The organism is Pantoea wallisii, from assembly GCF_002095485.1.
Taxonomy (GTDB): Bacteria; Pseudomonadota; Gammaproteobacteria; order Enterobacterales; family Enterobacteriaceae; genus Pantoea; species Pantoea wallisii.
Genome location: NZ_MLFS01000059.1, coordinates 1 through 22,232, shown reverse-complemented (window position 1 = coordinate 22,232; position 22,232 = coordinate 1). Strand labels below are relative to the sequence as shown.

Below are 22,232 nucleotides of genomic sequence, written 5' to 3'. Positions count from 1 at the left end.
ATTCTGTGCAGGGCAACGGCTGCCCTTCAGACTTCCTCATTGCTGTGGTCGAACATTAACACGCTGCCCGTAGCTGCGATTGCGGCGTGCCGCCCCGGCGCACCTGGCGGCCTGACGGGCCGCCACTACGAAAGCCAAAAGGGTTTAAGTCCCGGGTGCTGTGTCGAGATGCCGTTACGGTCAGAGATGAAAGGGCGGAGAGCAGTATGGGGTATGGTGGCGGCAATAAAAAACCCCGGACTGGCCGGGGTTTGGTGTACTGCTGCTTTTAGAGCGGTTTGCTTACGCGCTTTCCGGGCGGGTCGCCGGAGCGGTAGCCTGATGCGTCGCGCTGTGACCACCGGCTGAACCGCGGCCGTCAAAAGCAAACGGCGGGCGAACCCAGTCGCTGTGACGTACCGGCTCAGGCTCCGATGCCGGGGCTGGCGCTTTGGTCATTGGTGCAGTTGCGTGGTGCTTGAAGCGGGTCTCTGCACTGCTCACTGCGGTATCGCGCGCAGCGACAGGAGCATGTGGTTCAGTGATCGGCGCGACAGGGGCTTCCGCCGCTACCGGCGCTGACAGCACCTCTTCAACCTGCGTTTCGACAACAGGGGTAACATCCGCAGGTGCCTGTTCTGCTGAGGCAACGGCTTCGGTTACCGCGGGCTGCACCTCTTCCGGCGTAGCAGGCTGTGGCGCCTCTTCTGTCACGGTTGCAGGCTCGGCTTCCGCCGCCGTCTCCTGTGCAACCGCTTCATCGGCTGCAGAGATAACCGCAGGCTCGTGATTGACCGGCGCGGCAACAGGGGTCAGATCATCCGTGTTCACCACAGGTACCTCGGTGTGCGCCTGCGGTTCAGCCTGATGCACAACTTCTGTCGTTTCTGGCTGTGGCACAACCGCTGAGTGGGCTTCGGCGGCCACCGGCAGCGCTTCCACCGCATCCTGATAGCCATATTCTGGCATTTCGTTCAGCGCCTCTTGCGAGGTGAACTGCTCGTGCGTCTGAGCAACCGGATAGGTAACCCAGACTTTGCCTGACGCCATCTCCGGAGAGGCAGCAGCCGACTCCAGCGGCATCGCAGACTGCGTTGGGTAACGCTCGTCACGGTAACGACGACGGCGCTGGCCGCTGACGCGCAGATGACGCGGTGAACGGCGCGAGCGGCGTGGCATGTTGGTGCTCTCACGGTTCTCGCTCTCATCCTGCTCATCGCTGGTTGCTTCTGTCTGCTCTGCGACAGGTGCGCGCTGTGTGCTTTCGATCGCTGCTTCGGTTGCTGCAGCTGAAGGGATCTCAGCGGCGGCGACTTCACCGGTATCGCCCACGCGAACGCGCTGGTTCAGCTGACGCTGCTTACGACGCGGCATGACCTGAACGCGATCGTCCTCCTGCGCCACGTTGTCTTCAACGATATCGCTCTGTACAACCGGCTCAGCGGCTTTCGGCTCCTGCTGCGCACGTTTCTCTTCCTGACGACGACGCTGACGCTCAGCGCGCTGTTCACGACGCTGCTGCTGCTGCTCATCACGCTGCTGCAGCTGCTCTTCCGTCAGGGCCGGACGCTCACCACGCGGTTCGTTCTGGCGTTTATTGCGGCGGTTATCCTGATCGCGTGGCTCACGGCTCTCACGGGGTTCGCGTGCTTCACGTGGCTCGCGCGGTTCACGTGCTTCACGCGGCTCGCGGCCTTCACGACCCTGCAGATTTTCACCGTTACGCGGCGTACGCTCGCGGCGGTTGTTGCGACGGTTGTTGTTACGACGATCGCCACGCTGTGTGGTGCTTTCACCTTCAGCCGCTTTCGCTTCGGTTTTCTCTTCCACAGGTGCAGCGGCAGGCGTTTCACCGGCGAACAGCTTCTTCAGGCCATTCAGCAGGCGCGATACGAAGCCGCCGCTGGTCGTGGCCGCCGGCGCAGCGGCTGGCGCTGCCACGTTTGGCTTCACGTCGGCTTTCGCCGCAGGCTGCTGCTCTTCGGTAACTTCAACCGGCGCAGGCGGGGCATCTGGCATCACGAAAGCGGCCAGTGCAGGCTGCTCCGGACGACGACGCTCGGCGTGCTCCTCTTCAGAAGGCAGCGCCATCTCCGCTTCGTGCAGTTTCGGCAGGTGGTAAGAGAGGGTTTGCGTCTCTTCACCTTTGCGCACGCGCAGCACGGAGTAGTGTGGCGTCTCCATCTGGTCGTTTGGCACGATGATGGCGCGCACGCCGCCCTGGCGTTTCTCGATGGCATTCACCGCTTCACGTTTTTCGTTCAGCAGATAGGAGGCCACCTGAACCGGTACAATCGCATGCACCTCTTTGGTGTTGTCCTTCAGCGCCTCTTCTTCAATCAAACGCAGAATCGACAGCGACAGCGATTCGTTATCACGGATTGTGCCGGTACCGCTACAGCGTGGGCAGACGTGATGGCTGGATTCACCCAGTGACGGGCTGAGACGCTGACGCGACATCTCCAGCAGACCAAAGCGGGAGATATGGCTGATCTGGATACGTGCGCGATCCTGACGCACCGCTTCACGCAGGCGGTTTTCCACCGCACGCTGATGGCGAACCGGCGTCATATCGATAAAGTCGATGACGATCAGACCGCCCAGGTCACGCAGGCGCAGCTGGCGTGCGATCTCATCGGCGGCTTCAAGGTTGGTATTGAAGGCGGTCTCTTCGATGTCGCCACCGCGGGTAGCACGCGCGGAGTTGATATCGATGGCTGTCAGCGCTTCGGTGCTGTCGATCACAATCGAGCCACCGGAAGGCAGACGCACTTCACGCTGGAAGGCCGACTCAATCTGTGACTCAATCTGGTAATGGCTGAACAGCGGGATTTCACCGGTGTAGAGTTTGATTTTACTGCTGAAGTCCGGACGACCCAGCGCCGCGATATGCTGACGTGCCAGCTCAAGGACTTTCGGGTTATCAATGAGGATCTCACCGATATCCTGACGCAGGTAGTCGCGGAAGGCGCGCACAATAACGTTGCTCTCCTGATGAATCAGGAACGGAGCAGGGCGGTTTTCAGCGGCTTTTTTGATCGCTTCCCAGTGTTTAAGGCGGAAGCTGAGATCCCACTGCAGGGATTCGGCAGATTTGCCAACGCCCGCAGTGCGAACGATTAACCCCATGCCTTCCGGCAGCTCCAGCGCGGAGAGCGCCTCTTTCAGCTCAGTACGGTCATCCCCTTCAATACGACGGGAGATGCCGCCCGCGCGCGGGTTGTTTGGCATCAGGACCAGATAGCTACCGGCCAGCGAAATAAAGGTGGTCAATGCTGCCCCTTTATTACCGCGCTCCTCTTTATCGATTTGCACGATCACTTCCTGACCTTCACGCAGCACGTCTTTAATATTCGGACGGCCATGCGCGTTGTAGTGAGCAGGGAAGTATTCGCGGGAAATTTCTTTCAGAGGGAGGAAACCGTGACGCTCAGCACCGTAATCAACAAACGCAGCTTCGAGGCTGGGTTCAATACGGGTGATTTTACCTTTGTAGATATTGGCTTTTTTCTGCTCGTGTCCGGGGCTTTCGATATCCAGATCGTACAGACGTTGTCCATCAACAAGGGCAACGCGCAACTCCTCCTGCTGAGTTGCGTTAATTAACATTCTTTTCATCGTGACGTACTCGTTATTCTCACATGAGTGATAAAGCTGCGGGCATCGTTACCCTGGACGAGAATCAACCGATGACCCCGTGTCTGCATGCACTGACGTCAACCTCACGGTTGTCGGCGGCTATAGGGGCGCAAATCTTGTCGGTGGCCTGTTTTTCATAAGGAAATCCAGCGCCTGAAGGTGGAAGTGCTACAGAGTATTCAGAAATCCACACATCCCAGTCTGTCGTCCAGGCCGCAACCCGCAGCCCGCTAAGTGCCTGATTAAACATCACGTCTTACGCCATTGCTGCGTGTCCGTTTCATCCGGCAAAATACCTTAATTTCGCTCTTTTTCCTGCCTGACTCTTACCAGGACAGAAACACCTGCATTATTCCATTGCTTAGCAACTTATAGCAAGGCGACTTTTGCCGAGCTGTGAAGTTTATGCGTCCTTAACCTGTTCATTTGCAGGGGTAATCATCGCATCGCTGAAAAAGACAGCATTTTGCCATTTTCAGGGGGCGACGATCAGAGAGTTAAGCACAGAAAAAGGGGTGGCGCTATCGGGGGACACTATTTAGAATCGCCGCCATGAAAACAGAGAATCCCGGCGTACAGTTTGTCGCCATCACGGCTGAAAATGCCGGACAACGTATTGATAACTTTCTGCGCACCCTGTTGAAGGGCGTGCCAAAAAGCATGATTTATCGCATCCTGCGCAAAGGCGAGGTGCGGGTGAATAAAAAGCGCGTAAAGCCTGAGTACAAGCTGGAGGACGGCGACGAAGTGCGCGTACCGCCGGTACGTGTAGCCGAACGTGAAGAGCAGGCGGTATCGCCAAAGCTGGATAAAGTGGCGGCGCTGGCTGAAGCCATTCTCTATGAAGATGACTATTTGCTGGTGCTGAACAAGCCGTCCGGCACGGCGGTGCATGGCGGCAGTGGTCTGAGCTTTGGCGTCATTGAGGGGCTGCGCGCCCTGCGCCCTGAAGCACGTTTTCTTGAGCTGGTGCACCGTCTTGATCGCGACACGTCCGGTATTTTGCTTGTCGCTAAAAAGCGCTCGGCGCTGCGCTCGCTGCATGAGCAGCTGCGCGAGAAGGGCATGCAGAAAGATTATCTGGCGCTGGTGCGCGGCGACTGGCCATCACACCTGAAAGTGGTGCAGGCGCCGCTGCTGAAAAATATCCTGCAGAGCGGCGAGCGCGTGGTGCGGGTTAACGCTGAAGGCAAGCCGTCCGAAACGCGCTTTAAAGTTGAAGAGCGGTTTGGCCTGGCAACGCTGGTGAAAGCCAGCCCGGTGACCGGGCGTACGCACCAGATTCGCGTGCACACGCTGCATGGCGGCCACCCGATTGCTTTTGACGATCGCTATGGCGATCGGGAATTTGATCGCCAGCTGGCCTCCACCGGTCTGGCGCGTCTGTTCCTGCATGCGGCGGCGCTGACCTTTACTCACCCGAATACCGGTGAAATCCTGCGGATGGAAGCACCGCTGGATAATGCCCTGAAGCACTGCCTCAATAAACTGCGCCAGCAGAAGAGTGCCTGATGGCAAAGGCATCAGCCTAATGGGTTGATGCCGGCTTTCATTAATAAGCCATTTAACGCAATCAGCGGTAAACCAATCAGCGTATTGGGATCGCGCCCCTCCAGCCGCTCAAACAGACAGATCCCCAGGCCTTCACTCTTAAAGCTCCCTGCGCACTGCAGAGGCTGCTCTCTCTCCACGTAGTGGTTAATCTCCTGCGCACTGAGCGTGCGGAAGTGCACCGTAAAGGGCTCGTACAAGACAAATTGCTGCGCGCTGGCGGGCTGAACCAGCGCCAGACCGGTATAAAAGGTGATGGCTTTACCGCTGGCCTGCGCCAGCTGCGCGCAGGCTCTCTCCATGGTGTGCGGTTTGCCGGTAATGTGGCCGTCCAAAACACATACCTGATCGGAGCCGATAATCCAGTGCCCGGGATAGGTGGTGGCCAGCGCCTGCGCCTTTGCCAGCGCCAGACGCTGAACGAGCTGCGGCGCGCGCTCATCGGGCAGCGGTGTCTCATCACACACTGGCGCAGCGGTAATAAAAGGCAGGCCCAGCTTGCTTAGCAGCGCCTGACGGAACGGGGAGGTTGAAGCTAAAACCAGCGGTGTCGTCATTTTTTTTCAGAAGTAGATAGCGTAAAGATGACAGGCATTTTAAACTATGCGCCGCACTGGATGCGACTAACGGGTGAAAGATGCTGTAAACCGGCCTTTTTCTTTGACTCTATGACGTTACAAAGTTAATATGCGCGCCCTATGCAAAAGGTAAAATTACCCCTGACGCTCGATCCGGTCCGCGCCGCGCAAAAACGCCTGGATTATCATGGTGTTTATGCACCTGAATTGGTGGCGCGCCTGGCCGAAACGGTCGTGAGTGTGGACAGTGATGTGGAATGTGCCATGTCGTTTGCGGTTGACAACCAGCGCCTCGCGGTTCTGCAAGGAACTGCTGATGTGCAGGTCACGTTGTTGTGTCAACGCTGCAACCAACCGTTCCCGCATGCTGTACACGTAAGCTATTGCTTCAGTCCTGTCTCTTCTGATGAGCAGGCCGAGGCACTGCCGGAAGCCTACGAGCCGGTCGATGTCAATGATTTCGGTGAGATCGACCTGCTGGCAGTTATCGAAGATGAACTCATCCTCGCGCTGCCCGTGGTTCCGGTGCATGATTCTGAACACTGTGAAGTGTCCGACGCGGACATGGTCTTTGGTAAGCTGCCTGAAGAGGCAGAAAAACCAAATCCATTTGCCGTATTAGCCAGTTTAAAGCGTAAGTAATAGGAGTAAGGTCCATGGCCGTACAACAGAATAAACCAACCCGTTCCAAGCGTGGTATGCGTCGTTCGCACGATGCGCTGACCACTGCCACTCTGTCAGTAGATAAAGTTTCTGGTGAAACTCATCTGCGTCACCATATCACTGCGGATGGTTACTACCGCGGTCGCAAGGTTATCACCAAGTAATTCTTTGCGGTTACGCAAGGCGATACCTTGACACGTTTGACCCTGGCAGTTGATGCCATGGGCGGGGACTTCGGTCCCTGCGTGACAGTGCCTGCAGCCTTGCAGGCACTGGCCTCTCATACGCAGCTGGTTCTTCTTCTGGTCGGCGATCCCGACATCATCTCGTCATTCCTTGCCAAAGCGGATTCCTCATTACTGGGGCGTGTGCAGGTTATTCCTGCCGAATCGGTTATTGCAAGTGATGCTAAACCCTCGCAGGCGATCCGTAACAGCCGCGGCAGCTCCATGCGCGTGGCGCTGGAGCTGGTCAAAGAGGGGAAAGCGCAGGCGTGCGTCAGTGCGGGTAACACCGGCGCGCTGATGGGGCTTGCCAAATTGTTACTGAAGCCGCTGGAGGGCATTGACCGTCCGGCGCTGATGACCGTGCTGCCTCATCAACAGCACGGTAAAACGGTAGTGCTGGATCTCGGCGCGAACGTTGACTCCGACAGCGCGATGCTGGTGCAGTTCGCGATTATGGGTTCAGTGATGGCGGAAGAGGTGCTGGCGATTAACCAGCCGCGCGTTGCCCTGCTCAACATCGGCCAGGAAGAGACGAAAGGTTTGGACGCGATTCGCGCCGCATCGGCGGTGTTACGGCAGTCACCGCAAATCAACTATATTGGTTATCTTGAGGGGAACGATCTCCTCACCGGCAAAACGGATGTGCTGGTCTGTGATGGCTTCGTGGGTAACGTCACGTTGAAGACCATGGAAGGCGTGGTAAGAATGTTTCTTTCTCTGCTCAAGTCGTCAGGTGAAGGGAAAAAACGGGCCTGGTGGCTGAAATTGCTGGGACGCTGGCTACAGAAGCGTCTGGCGAAACGGTTCGGCCATCTCAACCCCGACCAGTATAATGGCGCTTGTCTGTTAGGATTGCGCGGAACAGTGATCAAGAGCCACGGTGCAGCGAATCAACGTGCGTTTACCGTGGCGATAGAGCAGGCAGAGCAGGCGGTGCGAAAGCAAGTTCCCGAGAGAATTGCGGCGCGCCTTGACGCTGTATTAGCCAGGAGTGACAAAGCGTAGATGTTTACCAAAATTATCGGTACAGGCAGCTATTTGCCTGAGCAGGTGCGCAGCAATGCGGATCTGGAAAAAATGGTAGAGACTTCGGACGAGTGGATTGTCACCCGTACCGGTATCCGTGAACGTCGTATTGCTGCGCCAGATGAGACGGTAGCCAGCATGGGCTTCACGGCAGCACAGCGCGCGCTGGAGATGGCCGGCGTTGCCGCCAGTGACGTGGGCCTGATCATTGTGGCCACCACGTCGTCCAGCCATGCCTTCCCAAGCTCAGCGTGCATGATCCAGCAAATGCTGGAGATCAACGACTGCGCCGCCTTCGATCTGGCTGCCGCCTGTGCCGGTTTCACCTATGCACTGAGCGTGGCCGATCAATACATCAAAAATGGTGCGGTCAAGCATGCGCTGGTGATCGGCGCTGACGTGCTGGCACGTACGCTGGATCCGGCCGATCGCGGCACCATCATTCTGTTTGGTGACGGCGCAGGTGCCGTGGTGCTGGGGCCGAGCGAAGAGCCAGGTATCCTGTCAACGCATCTGCACGCCGATGGCCGTTACGGTAAGCTTCTGACGCTGCCGTATCAGGATCGTGCGAAGCAGGATGAGCCCGCATATCTGACTATGGCCGGTAACGAAGTGTTCAAAGTGGCCGTAACTGAACTGGCGCACATCGTTGACGAAACCCTGAAGGCCAATAACCTTGACCGGGAGATGCTTGACTGGCTGGTGCCGCATCAGGCCAACCTGCGCATCATCAGCGCCACCGCTAAAAAGCTCGGCATGGGTATGGAAAAAGTGGTAGTGACCCTTGATCGCCACGGTAATACCTCGGCGGCCTCGGTGCCAAGCGCGCTGGATGAAGCGGTACGCGATGGTCGCATCAAGCCCGGACAACTGATTCTGCTGGAAGCCTTTGGTGGTGGTTTCACCTGGGGTTCCGCACTGGTTCGCTTTTGATTGACAGGAACGACAGATGACGCAATTTGCTTTTGTTTTCCCGGGACAGGGATCGCAGACCGTTGGCATGCTGGCAGAGCTGGCAGCAGAGCATCCGCAGGTCGAAGCCACTTTTCGTGAAGCTTCTGACGCGCTGGGTTACGATCTGTGGCAGCTGGTGCAGCAGGGACCGGCTGAAGAGCTGAATAAAACCTGGCAGACGCAGCCTGCGCTGCTGGCTGCCTCTGTCGCGATCTATCGCGTCTGGCAGAGTAAAGCGGGTGCCCAACCAGCCATCATGGCCGGTCACAGCCTCGGCGAGTATTCGGCGCTGGTCTGCGCGGGTGTGCTGGAGTTTGCGGACGCCATCAAACTGGTTGAGCTGCGCGGTAAACTGATGCAGGAAGCGGTTCCGGAAGGAACGGGCGCGATGCAGGCCATTATTGGTCTGGATGATGCTGCGATTCGCAAAGCCTGCGAAGAGAGCGCGCAGGGCCAGGTGGTTTCACCGGTGAACTTTAACTCACCAGGCCAGGTGGTGATCGCGGGCAACAAAGAGGCCGTTGAGCGTGCCGGTGCTGCATGCAAAGCAGCGGGCGCAAAACGCGCGCTGCCACTGCCGGTTAGCGTACCTTCGCACTGCGCCCTGATGAAGCCAGCGGCAGATAAGCTGGCCGTCTCGCTGGAAGGTATCCGCTTCAGCGCGCCCTCTGTACCGGTAGTCAACAACGTTGACGTGAAGTGCGAAACTGACGCCGCCGCCATTCGCAGCGCGCTGGTGCGTCAGCTTTACAGCCCGGTGCGCTGGACGGAAGCGGTTGAGTTTATCGCCACGCAGAATGTGAACCAGCTGCTGGAGATCGGCCCGGGCAAAGTCCTGACCGGTCTGACCAAACGTATTGTGGACAGCCTGACCGCAGCCGCCGTGAACGATCCCGCTTCACTGAACGCTGCGCTTGGCCAGGAATAAGAGGAAAAACATGAGCTTTGAAGGTAAAGTAGCGCTGGTAACCGGCGCCAGCCGCGGTATCGGACGTGCCATCGCAGAAACGCTGGTTGCACGCGGTGCGAAAGTGGTGGGAACCGCCACCAGTGAAAGCGGCGCGGAAGCCATCAGCGCTTACCTCGGCGACAAGGGCAAAGGCCTGCTGCTGAACGTAACCGATGCAGCCTCGATTGAGAGCGTGCTCGAGAAAGTTCGCGCCGAATTTGGCGAAGTGGACATTTTGGTCAATAATGCAGGCATTACGCGTGACAATCTTCTGATGCGCATGAAAGACGATGAGTGGGCGGATATTTTGGATACCAACCTGACATCTGTCTTCCGTCTCTCCAAGGCGGTAATGCGTGCCATGATGAAAAAGCGCGTGGGCCGTATCATTACCATCGGTTCTGTAGTTGGAACCATGGGTAACGCGGGTCAGGCAAACTATGCGGCAGCAAAAGCAGGTTTGATTGGCTTTAGCAAATCACTGGCGCGGGAAGTTGCGTCACGTGGCATTACCGTAAACGTCGTGGCTCCGGGCTTTATTGAGACGGACATGACGCGTGCACTGAACGAAGATCAACGCTCGGGCATTCTGGCAGAAGTTCCGGCGGGCCGTTTAGGCGATCCGCAGGAAATTGCCAATGCTGTTGCATTCTTAGCCTCTGACGAAGCCGCCTACATCACGGGTGAGACGCTGCACGTCAATGGCGGCATGTACATGGTCTGATAATCACGAAATCATTTGCATTATCTGCGGTAAACACCGCAGAATAACGCAAAATCGTGGTTCGACCAGCCGGGATTTTGTTGCATCTTTTTCAACATTTTATACACTACGAAAACCATCGCGAAAGCGAGTTTTGATAGGAAATTAAATAGTATGAGCGATATCGAACAACGCGTTAAGAAAATCGTAGCTGAGCAGCTGGGCGTTAAAGAAGAAGAAGTGACGAACACTGCTTCTTTCGTTGAAGACCTGGGTGCAGATTCTCTTGACACCGTTGAGCTGGTAATGGCTCTGGAAGAAGAGTTTGATACTGAAATTCCAGACGAAGAAGCTGAGAAAATCACTACCGTTCAGGCAGCGATCGACTATATCAACAGTCATCAAGGCTAATGAATATCTTCAGGCGGTCAATCGACCGCCTGAGTTTTATGTTTGCCCCACATAGCGTCATTATTTCCCTCCCTGGAGGACGAACGTGTCTAAGCGTCGTGTAGTTGTGACCGGTCTTGGCATGTTGTCTCCTGTCGGCAATACCGTAGAGTCTACCTGGAGTGCTCTCCTTGCCGGTCAGAGCGGCATTAACCTGATCGACCATTTTGATACCAGTGCCTACGCAACACGTTTTGCTGGTCTGGTTAAAGATTTCAATTGCGAAGATTTTATCTCGCGTAAAGATCAGCGCAAGATGGATGACTTCATCCAGTACGGCGTTGTGGCGGGTATTCAGGCTATGGCGGACTCCGGTCTGGTCGTAACTGATGAGAACGCAGGTCGCATTGGTGCGGCTATCGGTTCCGGCATCGGCGGTCTGGGTTTGATCGAAGATAACCATACCTCCCTCGTGAGTGGCGGCCCGCGCAAAATCAGCCCGTTCTTTGTGCCATCAACCATCGTGAACATGGTGGCAGGTCACCTGACCATTATGTACGGTCTGAAAGGCCCAAGCATTTCGATTGCGACTGCCTGTACTTCGGGCGTGCATAACATTGGTCACGCAGCGCGTATCATCGCTTATAACGATGCTGACGTTATGCTGGCCGGCGGTGCAGAAAAAGCCAGTACGCCACTGGGCGTAGGCGGTTTCGGCGCGGCGCGTGCGCTCTCCACCCGTAACGACAACCCGCAGGCGGCAAGCCGTCCGTGGGATAAAGATCGTGACGGATTCGTGCTGGGAGATGGTGCGGGTATCGTCGTGCTGGAAGAGTACGAGCACGCGAAAAAGCGTGGCGCGAAAATCTATGCTGAAATCATCGGTTTTGGTATGAGCAGCGACGCTTACCACATGACGTCACCTCCGGAAGATGGCTCAGGTGCTGCGGCCGCGATGGTCAATGCACTGCGTGATGCGCAGCTGGACTCGGCGCAGATTGGTTACGTTAACGCGCATGGCACCTCGACGCCAGCCGGTGACAAAGCCGAAGCGCAGGCGGTGAAATCGGTGTTCGGTGCCTCCGCGCACAGCGTGATGGTCAGCTCGACGAAGTCGATGACCGGTCACCTGCTGGGCGCTGCGGGCGCGGTAGAAGCGATTTATTCGGTTCTGGCGCTGCGCGATCAGGCGGTTCCACCGACTATCAACCTCGACAATCCTGACGAAGGTTGCGATCTGGACTTTGTGCCGCATACGGCGCGCCAGGTCAGCGGTCTGGAGTACACGCTGTGTAACTCCTTCGGTTTTGGCGGCACCAACGGCTCGCTGATTTTCCGCAAGGTATAATCTCTACCCAGCCGTAAAGAGGCCCGCAATGCGGGCCTTTTTTATAATCTGTTTTGCCGCCGTCCTGCGCTACAGGCAAAACTGCGAATACCGTCAGAGGGCAACAGCATGTGGATTAATGGGATAGAGCAAACCGAACTGTCAGCACGCGATCGCGCCGTGCAGTTTGGCGATGGCTGTTTCACCACTGCCGCAGTACGCGACGGCAAAATCCTGCTGCTGAACGCACATATTGAGCGGCTACAAAGCGGCTGTGAGCGTCTGTTGATGAGCCCGCCTGACATGGCGCAGCTGGCCCGGGAGATGCGTGTGGCCGCTGGCGGGCAGGCGCAGGCGGTGCTGAAGGTTATCCTGACGCCGGGCGCCGGCGGCCGCGGCTACAGTCGTAGCGGATGCACTACGCCAACGCGTATTGTCTCACTTGCACCCTGGCCCGTTCACTACGCGACGCTGCAGCAGCAGGGCGCTGTACTGCTCACCAGCCCGGTTCGCCTCGCACGCAATCCTCTGCTGGCGGGGATTAAACACCTTAACCGCCTGGAGCAGGTGCTGATTCGTCAGCAGCTGGATGGCACTGCCGCTGACGAAGCGCTGGTGCTGGATACCGCCGGCATGGTGGTGGAGTGTTGTGCGGCAAACCTCTTCTGGCGTTCAGGCAGTACCGTTTATACGCCAGATCTTGCACAGGCCGGGGTTAACGGCATAATGCGTCGTTATCTGATGGCACAACTGGCCGCCTCCGGCCAGGCTTGTCAGGTGATTGAGGGCAGCAGGGAAGAGGTGCTCAGCGCCGATGAAGTGGTGATATGTAACGCCCTGATGCCAGTTTTACCCGTGCGACAGATTGACGATGTCACGTTTCACGCACGTACGCTGTACCAGCAACTGTTACGCAGTTGCCAGACGATGGAAGCATCATGACCCGAATGAAAAAAATGGTTGCCACTGCGGTGGTAATCGCCGGCCTCGCCGCCGCCTTTAGCTATTGGCAAATTAAACGCTTCGCCGATACGCCTTTAACCATTAGCCAGGAAACGATCTATACGCTGCCAGCCGGCAGTGGACGTGTCGTGCTGGAGGCCCAGCTGGAGAGCCAGCACATTATCCCGCAAAGCATCTGGTTCGGCCCACTGCTGAAGCTGGAACCGTCCCTGGCCACCTTTAAAGCCGGCACGTACCGGCTGGATAAGGGCATGACGGTGCGCCAGCTGCTGCAACTGCTGGCCAGCGGTAAAGAGGCGCAATTCCCGGTTCGCTTTGTAGAGGGCTCACGCCTGAAAGAGTGGCTGGCGGAGTTGCGTAAAGCGCCCTACATCAAACACACCTTAAGCGACGATCAGCTGGCGACGCTGGCCGCTGCGCTGAAGCTGGACGTCAGCCAGCTGGAAGGCAGCTTCTATCCGGACACTTATCTCTATACCGCCAATACCAGCGACGTTGCGCTGCTGGAGCGTGCGCATGCGCGCATGAATAAACTGGTGGATGAGATCTGGCAGGGGCGCATGGCAAACCTGCCGTATAAAACGCCACAGGATATGGTCACCATGGCGTCAATCATTGAGAAAGAGACCGGCGTCAGTGATGAACGCGCGCGCGTCGCCTCGGTGTTTATCAACCGGCTGCGCACCGGCATGAAGTTGCAGACCGATCCCACAGTCATCTACGGGATGGGCGATAGCTATACCGGTACGCTGACGCGCAAGGATCTGGAAACACCTACCGCGTATAATACTTACACCATCAGCGGTATGCCGCCAGGGCCCATAGCCATGCCTGGCCGCGCCTCGCTGGAGGCTGCAGCGCATCCGGAAAAGACCAACTACCTCTATTTTGTGGCAGATGGTAAAGGCGGGCACACGTTCACCACTAATCTTGCCAGCCACAACCGGGCCGTGCAGGTCTATCGCCTGGCGATGAAGGAAAAAAATGAAAAGTAAATTTATCGTCATCGAGGGCCTTGAGGGTGCCGGGAAAACCACCGCGCGCGACGCCGTGGTAGCGGTGCTGCATGAACAGGGCATTAATGATGTGGTTTTCACCCGTGAGCCCGGCGGCACGCCGCTGGCTGAGCAGCTGCGCGTGCTGGTCAAGCAGGGCATCGATGGCGAGCAGGTAACTGATAAAGCGGAGCTGTTAATGCTCTATGCGGCTCGCGTACAGCTGGTTGAAAACGTCATTAAACCGGCGCTGGCGCGGGGGGCTTGGGTGGTGGGCGATCGTCACGATCTCTCATCCCAGGCCTATCAGGGTGGCGGACGTGGCCTGGATACCGGCCTGATGAGCACGCTGCGCGAAGCGGTGCTGGGGAATTTCCGACCCGATCTGACCCTCTACCTTGATGTGACACCAGAAATTGGCCTGCAGCGGGCACGGGCGCGTGGCGAGCTGGACCGCATTGAGCAAGAGTCGCTGCGCTTCTTTGAGCGCACGCGTGAGCGCTATCTGGCGCTGGCGCAAGCGGACCCTTCAATTATCACCATTGATGCCACGCAGGATATTGTAAACGTGACAGCGTCACTTAAGCGTGTATTGCAGCAGTGGCTGGCGGGCCAGTCGCAATGAACTGGTATCCGTGGCTGAATCAACCCTACCGGCAGATTATTGCCCGCCACCAGGATGGGCAGGCGCACCATGCGCTGCTGATTCAGGCGATTGACGGCATGGGAGATGATGCGCTGGTCTGGGGCGTGAGCCGCTGGCTAATGTGTCAGCAGCCGGAGGGCTTAAAGAGCTGCGGCCACTGTCACGGATGCCAGCTGATGCAGGCCCATACCCACCCGGACTGGTATCGGCTTGAGGCCGAAAAGGGGAAATCCTCGCTGGGTATCGATGCCGTACGCGAGGTGACGGAGAAGCTCTACCACTTTGCCCAGCAGGGGGGAGCGAAGATTGTCTGGCTACCGGATGCTACGCAGCTCACCGAAGCGGCGGCGAATGCCTTGCTGAAAACGCTGGAAGAGCCACCGGCGAACTGCTGGTTTTTCCTGAGCGTGCGCGAGCCGTCACGGCTACTGGCGACGTTACGCAGTCGCTGCATGCGCTGGCATCTTACGCCGCCAGAAGAGATGCAGAGTTTGCAGTGGCTCAGCAGGCAGCATCCGCAAGCGGATGAGGTTTTGCGTGCAGCATTGCGTCTGAGCAACGGCGCGCCGGCGGCTGCGCTGGCGCTGCTGCAACCCGCGCGCTGGCAGGCGCGCCAGGCGTTGTGCGATGCATTAATTACCGCGCTGCGCGGTGACATTTTGCAGCTGCTACCGTCGCTCAACGGCGACGATGTGGCGGACCGTTTGAGCTGGCTGATTTCGCTGCTGGTGGATGCCATGAAGGTGCAGCAGGGCGCGGGCAACTGGCTCAGCAATGGCGACCGTCCAGATGTGGTTGCGCAACTGGCGCAGCAGTTCAACAGCAGCGCGCTAAACGAGAGCAGCCAGCAGTGGATGCAGTGCCGTGAACAGCTGTTACACGTGGCAGCGCTCAACCGGGAACTGATATTGACCGATCGTTTGCTGGCGTGGGGACGCTTACTCTCTCCCGCCGCGACCCTCGGCTAAGGTAAAAGAGAAAAGTATGTTTATTGTCGATTCGCACTGCCATCTCGATGGCCTTGATTATGAAAAACAGCATCGTGACATTGATGACGTGATTGCCAAAGCGGCAGCTCGCGATGTGAAATTTATGCTGGCGATTGCTACCACGCTGCCGGACTACTACAAAATTAAAGCGCTGGTGGGCGAGCGTGACAATATCGCGCTGGCGTGCGGCGTGCATCCGCTGAATCAGGAAACGCCGTATGACGTCGGGGAGTTCCGCCGGCTGGCTGCGGAGCCGCGCGTCGTAGCGCTGGGGGAGACCGGGCTGGATTACTTCTACCAGCAGGAGACCAAAGCGCAGCAGCAGGCGTCATTCCGTGAGCACATCCGCACCGGGATTGCGCTCAATAAGCCGATTATTGTCCACACCCGTGACGCACGGGACGATACGCTGGCGATCCTGCGCGAAGAGCAGGTAGAGAAGTGTGGTGGCGTGCTGCACTGCTTTACCGAGGACAGAGAGACGGCGGCGAAGCTGCTGGATCTGGGCTTCTACATCTCCTTCTCCGGTATTCTGACATTCCGCAACGCGGAGCAGATACGTGATGCCGCGCGCTACGTGCCGCTGGATCGTATGCTGGTGGAGACCGATTCACCCTATCTGGCCCCGGTACCGCATCGTGGCAAAGAGAATCAGCCGGCGTTTACGCGTGATGTCGCTGATTACATGGCCGTGCTGAAGGGCGTGAATATTGAGACGCTCGCCGCCGCCACCACGGAGAATTTCTCCCGCCTGTTTCATATCCCGATGAGCCGTCTTGGCGCCTGAGCGGGTTTATTTCAAACGCTGTAATTAATCACTAATCCTGCCGCTGCACTGCGCTTCCCCGCGCGCAGGCAGTGTTTTATTGCTGTTTATAGCAGCAAGTCAGTAAGAAATAACTGAAAGCGGCAGGTGATGATGAGTGAAACGTGATAGCCGTCAAAGTAACGCGCCGTCATTTATTTTACTCTTCGTAATAAATCAAAAGACGCTCAGCGTCACCCGGGTAGAGGATCCTCCCCCTTTACCCTGCGCACTGCGCAAAAAAATGCACTCATACTCAGGAGCTTCTATGTTCAAGAACGCATTTGCGAACCTGCAGAAAGTAGGTAAATCGCTGATGTTGCCGGTATCGGTTCTGCCGATTGCCGGTATTTTGTTAGGTGTTGGTTCTGCAAACTTTAGCTGGTTGCCGGAAGTGGTCTCCCACGTGATGGCCGAAGCGGGCGGTTCGGTATTTGCCAACATGCCGCTGATCTTTGCTATCGGTGTGGCATTAGGGTTTACCAATAACGACGGCGTATCAGCGCTGGCGGCGGTAGTGGCTTACGGCATCATGGTGAAGACCTGGCCGTAGTTGCGCCACTGGTGCTGCACTTACCGGCTGCGGAGATTGAAGCCAAACACCTGGCGGATACCGGGGTACTGGGCGGCATCATTGCGGGTTCCATTGCCGCTTACATGTTTAACCGCTTCTACCGTATCAAGCTGCCTGAATATCTGGCTTCTTCGCCGGAAAGCGTTTTGTGCCTATCATCTCAGGCCTGACCGCCATCTTTACCGGTGTGGTGCTGGCGTTTATCTGGCCACCGATTGGTACCGCTATCCAGGAGTTCTCGCAGTGGGCAGCCTACCAGAACCCGGTTGTCGCGTTTGGCATCTACGGTGTGGTAGAGCGTTCGCTGGTGCCGTTTGGTCTGCACCATATCTGGAACGTGCCGTTCCAGATGCAGATTGGCGAGTTCACTAACGCTGCAGGCCAGGTGTTCCACGGCGATATTCCACGCTATATGGCTGGTGATCCAACCGCAGGCAAACTCTCAGGTGGCTTCCTGTTTAAGATGTACGGTCTGCCGGCTGCGGCGATCGCAATCTGGCACTCGGCCAAGCCGGAGAACCGTGCCAAAGTGGGCGGTATTATGATCTCCGCTGCGCTGACCTCGTTCCTGACCGGTATCACCGAGCCGATCGAGTTCTCGTTCATGTTCGTGGCGCCGATTCTGTATGTGATTCACGCAATTCTGGCAGGTCTGGCATTCCCAATCTGCATCCTGCTTGGTATGCGTGACGGCACCAGCTTCTCACATGGCCTGATCGACTTCATCGTGCTGAGCGGTAACAGCAGCAAAATCTGGCTGTTCCCTATCGTCGGGATCATTTACGGTCTGATTTACTACACCGTGTTCCGCGTGCTGATTACCAAACTTAACCTGAAAACCCCGGGCCGTGAGGATACTGCGATCGAGCAGAGCAACGTGGCCGGCAGTGAGATGGCGGGTAAACTGGTCACCGCCTTTGGCGGTAAAGAGAACATCACTAACCTGGATGCCTGCATCACCCGTCTGCGCGTCAGCGTGGCAGACGTGGCAAAGGTTGACCAGGCGGAACTGAAAAACCTCGGCGCCCGTGGCGTAGTGGTCGCCGGTTCCGGTGTTCAGGCGATTTTCGGCACCAAGTCCGATAACCTGAAAACCGAAATGGATGACTATATCCGCAATATGTAACGGTAAACGGCGGCGGGAGCCAGTGCGATGAAGCGGCGTCAGATCGTAAAGACGCCAGAACCATCCCTGGGGCTCGGGCCCGCGACATCCTTGTCGCGGGACGCTTTACTCCTCTGCCGCCGCTCCATCGCACTTCAGCATCGGTGCGGATTAACCCCTCTCCGGAGGGTTTTTTATTACAGATAAACCCGCAAATACTCCGTCAGGCACAGCAGCGCCATCGCCTGACCGTACGGCATCGAGGTCAGCGGCACGTTGCGATAGTAATCCAGATCGCTGCCCATCGCCGTGCCAAATGACACCTGTTTCAGCTCGCCGTCAGCGTCAATGTTGGCAATCACACCGCGCAGCGCCTGCTCGGCCACCGGCAGATAAGTTGCAGGCAAGTAGCGTTTGCGCACCGCTTTCACTATACCGTATGCAAAACCCGCTGTTGCCGAGGCCTCCAGGTAGCTTTCGGGATCGTCAAGCAGGGTATGCCATAACCCGCTACTGTGCTGACAGGCGGCCAGCGCCTTCACCTGGCTCTCCAGCACCTGTAGCAGAAAACGGCGCGTGGCGTGCTGCTGCGGCCAGTTCATCATCTCCAGAAAATCCGGGATCACAATGGTCAGCCAGCTATTGCCGCGCGCCCAGCGCGCACGGGCAAAATTATGCCGGCCGGTAAACGTCCAGCCGTGGAACCACAGGCCGGTCTCACGATCCATCAGATACTGGGTATGAATCAGAAACTGATAGCTGGCCTCTTCGATAAATTCCGGACGCTCCAGTAGTTGACCAATCTTCGCCAGCGCCATCACGCTCATCATCAGCGTATCGTCCCACAGCTGCTGGCTATTCTCGTTGTTATAGACAATATGCTGCAGGCCGCCCTGTTCGGTACGCGGCATCTCGTACATCACCCACTCAGCCCAGCGCTCCAGCACCGGCCGCCATGCGGCATTGCGCGTCTCCTCATAACGGTAGGCCAGCGTCAGAAACGGGCAAACGGTGTTCACGTTTTTGGTTGGCATGCCTTCTGCCAGACGGGCGCTGAACCACGTATCAATCACCTCCAGCGTCGCCTGGTCACCGGTCTGCTGGTAAAAGTGCAGCATACCGTACAGGCCAATACCGTGCGTCCACTCCCAGCCCGCCCAGCCTTTGGTGTCGATCACCCGGCCATCATCCAGATGCAGCAGGAATTCGCCGCTGCGATCGGTAATGCTCACCAGGTTATCGCGCAATTTGTGAATCAGCTGCACCAGCTCGCTGCGCGGTAACAGGTATTCGGGCTGGCGCAACAGCGCGCTCTGTCTTACAGGAAATACGGTCATGGTTCATTCCTATCGTTAATCAGGGTAGGGAGAGAAGCAACGGTGCGGGGCGGCTGCGCCAGCGGTGGCGCGGCCGGTTTATGGCGGTTAAGGAAACCCACATTGTTATTGCCCCATAAATTTTCGTAACGCATACCGGCCAGCGTTTCGACGATGGCACGCGCCTGTGGCGTAATCTGTTCGGGAACCGTGCGCCCGGCAGCGCGCATCTTCAGGGTCTCTTCACGCAGTACGGTGTGCGTGTACAGGTTGAGCTTAAAGCGCAGCGAAACCAGAAAGCCGCAGGCCAGGACGCAGACGGTGCCCACACTCAGAATGGCCAGAATGGTATGGCCGACGGCAGGCAGCTGCGTGGCCTGGCCGGAGGTAAAGCCCGCCAGCTGCAGTACAATCCCCACCAGCATCACTGCACCCGCCTGTGAGGCTTTGCGCGTCAGCGTCATCACGCCAGCAAAGATGCCTTCGCGGCGCTGACCGGTGATCACCTCATCCACATCGGCGATATAGGTGTAGATATTCCACGGCACATAGTTGATGCCGCCACGTCCCAGTCCGGCCAGCGCAGAGATCAGCAGCAGCAGCGAGAAGTTATCGTCCATACCGCTATAGGCCAGTACCGCGTATGAGAGGGTGCTGAGGCCAAACAGCACCACCACCAGACGGTAGGCAGGCGCAGGACCAATACGGATACAGAGCGGGATCATCGCCATCACCGCGATAAACTGCAGCACCGCCATGGTACCGAGCAGGCTTGAGGCGATCTGTGCACTCTGCATCAGCACAAATACCACGTACCAGGTGAACACCGCGTTGAATACGTCCTGGGCAATATAGCCGCCAAGGTACATGCCCAGATGCTGGCGGAAGATACGAACGCGCAGCGTTGATGCCAGCTCGGTATAGAGCCGTTGCAGGCTCTGCCACAGCGTGAGCTGCGCGCTCTCCTGCTCAGCGCGGCGTGACTCAGCTGAAAACTCGCTGGCATCGCGCTCCCAGGTAAAGCGCCACACCAGCAGTAGCACCAGCGCACATATCACCGAGAATACCAGGCTGGCATAGAAGAACGACACCGGATTGTCTTTACCGAACCAGCCAATCAGCACCCCCGGCAGGAGCGCGGCAAGGATATTGGAGAGCTGCGCCAGCGCGATGCGGGCGCCAGAGAAGCGGGTCTTCTGCTTAAAGTCATCGGTCATCTCCGGCACCAGCGTTTCGTAGGGCACCAGAATCATGGTGTAAACCATATCGAACAGCAGATAGGTCAGCAGATACCACCAAAATCCCATGTCGCCTATCCACATCAGGCTATAGCTGAACACCGCAGGAATACCGATAAGGATAAAAAATTTGCGTCGGCCAAAGCGTTTACCCAGCCAGGTCGAGCCAAAGTTATCGGTCAGGAAGCCCATCAGCGGACTGATTACCGCATCCAGCACGCGTGCGGCGGCAAAGATGAAAGTGGCCTGGATGGGCGAAAGACCGCAGAAGGTAGTATAGAAATAGAGCAGCCAGGCGGCGGTAAGCGCCGTGGTGCCGGCGCCGAGAAAATCCCCGGAGCCGTAAGCCAGATAGTGGCCCAGACCTATTTTACGAGAGCGCATGGCAGGTTCTCCTTAAAGTGGATGGCACATCCTTTAACACCCCGGACGACATGCTCGGATGCACTCAAAGTAGAGCCGCGCGCAGGCGTAAACCTTCGCAATATGGCTACCGTTATGGCCGTACTGGCAAAATTACAAAGAAAATGGCGTGATATCTCTAATTTATAAAACAGCGTTTCATTTTTTGAGTTACGGATCACGTATCAGCGGCAGAACGGTGCAGCGGTCAGGCGGTACGAAAAAACGACGTAAAGGCAGCCAGTTAATACAAGAAAAGTGGTCCTGAGGTTGAAAGAAACGGAATTCCTCACGCATACTGCCTGACTGAACTCAGGCTTAAGGAAATGCACCATGGCTGAAGAAACGATTTTCAGTAAAATCATCCGTCGCGAAATCCCCGCCGACGTGGTGTATCAGGACGAGCTGGTCACCGCCTTCCGTGATATCGCGCCCAAAGCGCCTACGCACATTCTGATCATCCCCAACGTCCTGATCCCAACCGCCAACGATGTGCAGGCCGCGCATGAACAGGCGCTGGGCCGCATGATCACCGTGGCGGCGAAAATTGCGCGTGATGAAGGCATTGCCGAAGATGGCTACCGCCTGATCATGAACTGCAATCGTCACGGCGGGCAGGAGGTTTACCACATTCATATGCACCTGGTCGGCGGACAGCCACTGGGCCCGATGCTGGCTATTTAACCCTCAGGCGGACCTTGTCATGCGTCAATGGTTGTGTGGTGCGCTGATGCTGGCCCTTGCCGGCTGCAGCAGTGATAAACCGATGATTAACACCTCGCAGTCGCTGGTGATGGAGTCCTCCGTGCTCTCTGCGGGTATCATCACCGATGAACCGACGCTCACCAGCCGTGATGGCCAGCAGCGGGCGTCAGGCGTGCTCTATAATCAACGTGAAACCCCGGTGACCGTGCATTACCGGTTCTACTGGTACGACGACAAAGGGCTGGAGCTCGAGCCGCAAGAGCCGCCGCAGACGCAAATCGTCCCGGCGCACGGCAGCACAGAAGTGGTTTCGCAAATTGGTAATCTGACCGCCAGCAAGGTGCGTCTCTATCTTTATCTTTGAGGAGTAACCTGTGATTCGCAGTGTACAACGTTCTGGCGCGCTCTTATTTGCGCTGATGCTCACCGGCTGTGTGGTGAAACAACAAACCCCGGCGCCGGTTGAACCGACGCAGCCCGCCACGCCGACCCAGCCAGGAGCAGCCGC

20 protein-coding genes and 2 pseudogenes are annotated in these 22,232 nt (G+C 57.3%); 18 read left to right on the top strand and 4 right to left on the bottom strand.

What is annotated here, in order from left to right; genetic code table 11:
* Window positions 1-282: 282 nt before the first annotated feature.
* Window positions 283-3,597, bottom strand: a complete 3,315-nt coding sequence (gene rne, locus HA48_RS17870; protein ID WP_128602525.1) for a ribonuclease E — start codon at window positions 3,595-3,597, stop codon at window positions 283-285.
* 573 nt (window positions 3,598-4,170) lie between these two features.
* Between rne and rluC the strand changes: the two genes are divergently transcribed.
* The gene (rluC, locus tag HA48_RS17860; protein WP_128602524.1) at window positions 4,171-5,130 is read left to right on the top strand and encodes a 23S rRNA pseudouridine(955/2504/2580) synthase RluC; all 960 of its coding nucleotides are present in this window, start codon (window positions 4,171-4,173) and stop codon (window positions 5,128-5,130) included.
* Window positions 5,131-5,141: 11 nt separating this feature from the next.
* Here the strand turns inward: rluC and HA48_RS17855 are convergent, their stop codons facing one another.
* Window positions 5,142-5,726 carry a Maf family protein gene (locus HA48_RS17855; protein ID WP_128602523.1) on the bottom strand — a complete coding sequence of 195 codons (585 nt, stop codon included), beginning with the start codon at window positions 5,724-5,726 and terminating at the stop codon, window positions 5,142-5,144.
* 141 nt (window positions 5,727-5,867) lie between these two features.
* Between HA48_RS17855 and yceD the strand changes: the two genes are divergently transcribed.
* The 14 genes and pseudogenes from yceD to ptsG all read left to right on the top strand — a co-directional run bounded on the left by yceD (window position 5,868) and on the right by ptsG (window position 18,084).
* Window positions 5,868-6,389 (top strand): 23S rRNA accumulation protein YceD, encoded by a 522-nt coding sequence (gene yceD / locus HA48_RS17850; RefSeq protein ID WP_128602522.1) that lies wholly within the window; start codon window positions 5,868-5,870, stop codon window positions 6,387-6,389.
* A 14-nt stretch (window positions 6,390-6,403) separates the two neighbouring features.
* A complete protein-coding gene (gene rpmF, locus HA48_RS17845; protein ID WP_017348070.1) occupies window positions 6,404-6,574 on the top strand; it encodes a 50S ribosomal protein L32 in 171 nt (56 codons plus the stop codon).
* Between the two features lie 27 nt (window positions 6,575-6,601).
* Window positions 6,602-7,642 (top strand): phosphate acyltransferase PlsX, encoded by a 1,041-nt coding sequence (gene plsX / locus HA48_RS17840; RefSeq protein WP_128602521.1) that lies wholly within the window; start codon window positions 6,602-6,604, stop codon window positions 7,640-7,642.
* Window positions 7,643-8,596 (top strand): beta-ketoacyl-ACP synthase III, encoded by a 954-nt coding sequence (locus HA48_RS17835; protein WP_128602520.1) that lies wholly within the window; start codon window positions 7,643-7,645, stop codon window positions 8,594-8,596.
* A gap of 16 nt (window positions 8,597-8,612) precedes the next feature.
* Window positions 8,613-9,545, top strand: coding sequence for an ACP S-malonyltransferase (fabD, locus tag HA48_RS17830; protein ID WP_128602519.1), 933 nt, complete (start codon window positions 8,613-8,615; stop codon window positions 9,543-9,545).
* Window positions 9,546-9,555: 10 nt separating this feature from the next.
* Window positions 9,556-10,290, top strand: a complete 735-nt coding sequence (gene fabG, locus HA48_RS17825) for a 3-oxoacyl-ACP reductase FabG (protein ID WP_128602518.1) — start codon at window positions 9,556-9,558, stop codon at window positions 10,288-10,290.
* Window positions 10,291-10,443: 153 nt separating this feature from the next.
* Window positions 10,444-10,680 (top strand): acyl carrier protein, encoded by a 237-nt coding sequence (gene acpP, locus HA48_RS17820; protein ID WP_128602517.1) that lies wholly within the window; start codon window positions 10,444-10,446, stop codon window positions 10,678-10,680.
* Between the two features lie 85 nt (window positions 10,681-10,765).
* Complete coding sequence (gene fabF / locus HA48_RS17815) at window positions 10,766-12,007, top strand: beta-ketoacyl-ACP synthase II (protein ID WP_128602516.1); 1,242 nt, start codon at window positions 10,766-10,768, stop codon at window positions 12,005-12,007.
* 108 nt (window positions 12,008-12,115) lie between these two features.
* The gene (gene pabC / locus HA48_RS17810; RefSeq protein WP_128602515.1) at window positions 12,116-12,928 is read left to right on the top strand and encodes an aminodeoxychorismate lyase; all 813 of its coding nucleotides are present in this window, start codon (window positions 12,116-12,118) and stop codon (window positions 12,926-12,928) included.
* On the top strand, window positions 12,925-13,944 hold the full coding sequence (mltG, locus tag HA48_RS17805) for an endolytic transglycosylase MltG (RefSeq protein WP_128602514.1): 1,020 nt from the start codon (window positions 12,925-12,927) through the stop codon (window positions 13,942-13,944). The genes pabC and mltG overlap by 4 nt, the downstream gene beginning before the upstream one ends.
* Window positions 13,934-14,569: a dTMP kinase gene (gene tmk / locus HA48_RS17800; protein ID WP_128602513.1), complete on the top strand. Its 636-nt coding sequence runs from the start codon at window positions 13,934-13,936 to the stop codon at window positions 14,567-14,569. The genes mltG and tmk overlap by 11 nt, the downstream gene beginning before the upstream one ends.
* The gene (holB, locus tag HA48_RS17795; RefSeq protein ID WP_128602512.1) at window positions 14,566-15,558 is read left to right on the top strand and encodes a DNA polymerase III subunit delta'; all 993 of its coding nucleotides are present in this window, start codon (window positions 14,566-14,568) and stop codon (window positions 15,556-15,558) included. The genes tmk and holB overlap by 4 nt, the downstream gene beginning before the upstream one ends.
* Before the next feature lie 16 nt (window positions 15,559-15,574).
* The gene (locus tag HA48_RS17790) at window positions 15,575-16,366 is read left to right on the top strand and encodes a metal-dependent hydrolase (protein ID WP_128602511.1); all 792 of its coding nucleotides are present in this window, start codon (window positions 15,575-15,577) and stop codon (window positions 16,364-16,366) included.
* A gap of 286 nt (window positions 16,367-16,652) precedes the next feature.
* Window positions 16,653-18,084 (top strand): annotated as a pseudogene (ptsG, locus tag HA48_RS17785) (PTS glucose transporter subunit IIBC).
* A gap of 176 nt (window positions 18,085-18,260) precedes the next feature.
* Here ptsG and bglB read toward each other — a convergent pair.
* Window positions 18,261-19,400, bottom strand: coding sequence for a beta-galactosidase BglB (gene bglB, locus HA48_RS17780; RefSeq protein WP_128602510.1), 1,140 nt, complete (start codon window positions 19,398-19,400; stop codon window positions 18,261-18,263).
* Window positions 19,397-21,001: an MFS transporter gene (locus HA48_RS17775; protein WP_128602509.1), complete on the bottom strand. Its 1,605-nt coding sequence runs from the start codon at window positions 20,999-21,001 to the stop codon at window positions 19,397-19,399. Before HA48_RS17775 ends, bglB begins: the two co-directional genes overlap by 4 nt.
* Window positions 21,002-21,352: 351 nt before the next feature.
* On the opposite strand from HA48_RS17775, the gene hinT reads away from it, so the two are divergent.
* From hinT to HA48_RS22680, 3 genes and pseudogenes are all read left to right on the top strand, one after another.
* Window positions 21,353-21,703: a purine nucleoside phosphoramidase gene (hinT, locus tag HA48_RS17770; RefSeq protein WP_084935316.1), complete on the top strand. Its 351-nt coding sequence runs from the start codon at window positions 21,353-21,355 to the stop codon at window positions 21,701-21,703.
* A gap of 19 nt (window positions 21,704-21,722) precedes the next feature.
* A complete protein-coding gene (locus HA48_RS17765; protein ID WP_128602508.1) occupies window positions 21,723-22,088 on the top strand; it encodes a YcfL family putative periplasmic lipoprotein in 366 nt (121 codons plus the stop codon).
* Between the two features lie 10 nt (window positions 22,089-22,098).
* Window positions 22,099-22,232: pseudogene (locus tag HA48_RS22680) on the top strand (penicillin-binding protein activator LpoB); the annotation flags it as partial.

What these genes read in the sequence shown, in the direction of transcription:
- rne (WP_128602525.1), bottom strand. Translation starts at nt 3,597, where the DNA reads ATGAAAAGAATGTTAATTAACGCAACTCAGCAGGAGGAGTTGCGCGTT.
- rluC (WP_128602524.1), top strand. Translation starts at nt 4,171, where the DNA reads ATGAAAACAGAGAATCCCGGCGTACAGTTTGTCGCCATCACGGCTGAA.
- HA48_RS17855 (WP_128602523.1), bottom strand. Translation starts at nt 5,726, where the DNA reads ATGACGACACCGCTGGTTTTAGCTTCAACCTCCCCGTTCCGTCAGGCG.
- yceD (WP_128602522.1), top strand. Translation starts at nt 5,868, where the DNA reads ATGCAAAAGGTAAAATTACCCCTGACGCTCGATCCGGTCCGCGCCGCG.
- rpmF (WP_017348070.1), top strand. Translation starts at nt 6,404, where the DNA reads ATGGCCGTACAACAGAATAAACCAACCCGTTCCAAGCGTGGTATGCGT.
- HA48_RS17835 (WP_128602520.1), top strand. Translation starts at nt 7,643, where the DNA reads ATGTTTACCAAAATTATCGGTACAGGCAGCTATTTGCCTGAGCAGGTG.
- fabD (WP_128602519.1), top strand. Translation starts at nt 8,613, where the DNA reads ATGACGCAATTTGCTTTTGTTTTCCCGGGACAGGGATCGCAGACCGTT.
- fabG (WP_128602518.1), top strand. Translation starts at nt 9,556, where the DNA reads ATGAGCTTTGAAGGTAAAGTAGCGCTGGTAACCGGCGCCAGCCGCGGT.
- acpP (WP_128602517.1), top strand. Translation starts at nt 10,444, where the DNA reads ATGAGCGATATCGAACAACGCGTTAAGAAAATCGTAGCTGAGCAGCTG.
- pabC (WP_128602515.1), top strand. Translation starts at nt 12,116, where the DNA reads ATGTGGATTAATGGGATAGAGCAAACCGAACTGTCAGCACGCGATCGC.
- mltG (WP_128602514.1), top strand. Translation starts at nt 12,925, where the DNA reads ATGACCCGAATGAAAAAAATGGTTGCCACTGCGGTGGTAATCGCCGGC.
- tmk (WP_128602513.1), top strand. Translation starts at nt 13,934, where the DNA reads ATGAAAAGTAAATTTATCGTCATCGAGGGCCTTGAGGGTGCCGGGAAA.
- holB (WP_128602512.1), top strand. Translation starts at nt 14,566, where the DNA reads ATGAACTGGTATCCGTGGCTGAATCAACCCTACCGGCAGATTATTGCC.
- HA48_RS17790 (WP_128602511.1), top strand. Translation starts at nt 15,575, where the DNA reads ATGTTTATTGTCGATTCGCACTGCCATCTCGATGGCCTTGATTATGAA.
- bglB (WP_128602510.1), bottom strand. Translation starts at nt 19,400, where the DNA reads ATGACCGTATTTCCTGTAAGACAGAGCGCGCTGTTGCGCCAGCCCGAA.
- HA48_RS17775 (WP_128602509.1), bottom strand. Translation starts at nt 21,001, where the DNA reads ATGCGCTCTCGTAAAATAGGTCTGGGCCACTATCTGGCTTACGGCTCC.
- hinT (WP_084935316.1), top strand. Translation starts at nt 21,353, where the DNA reads ATGGCTGAAGAAACGATTTTCAGTAAAATCATCCGTCGCGAAATCCCC.
- HA48_RS17765 (WP_128602508.1), top strand. Translation starts at nt 21,723, where the DNA reads ATGCGTCAATGGTTGTGTGGTGCGCTGATGCTGGCCCTTGCCGGCTGC.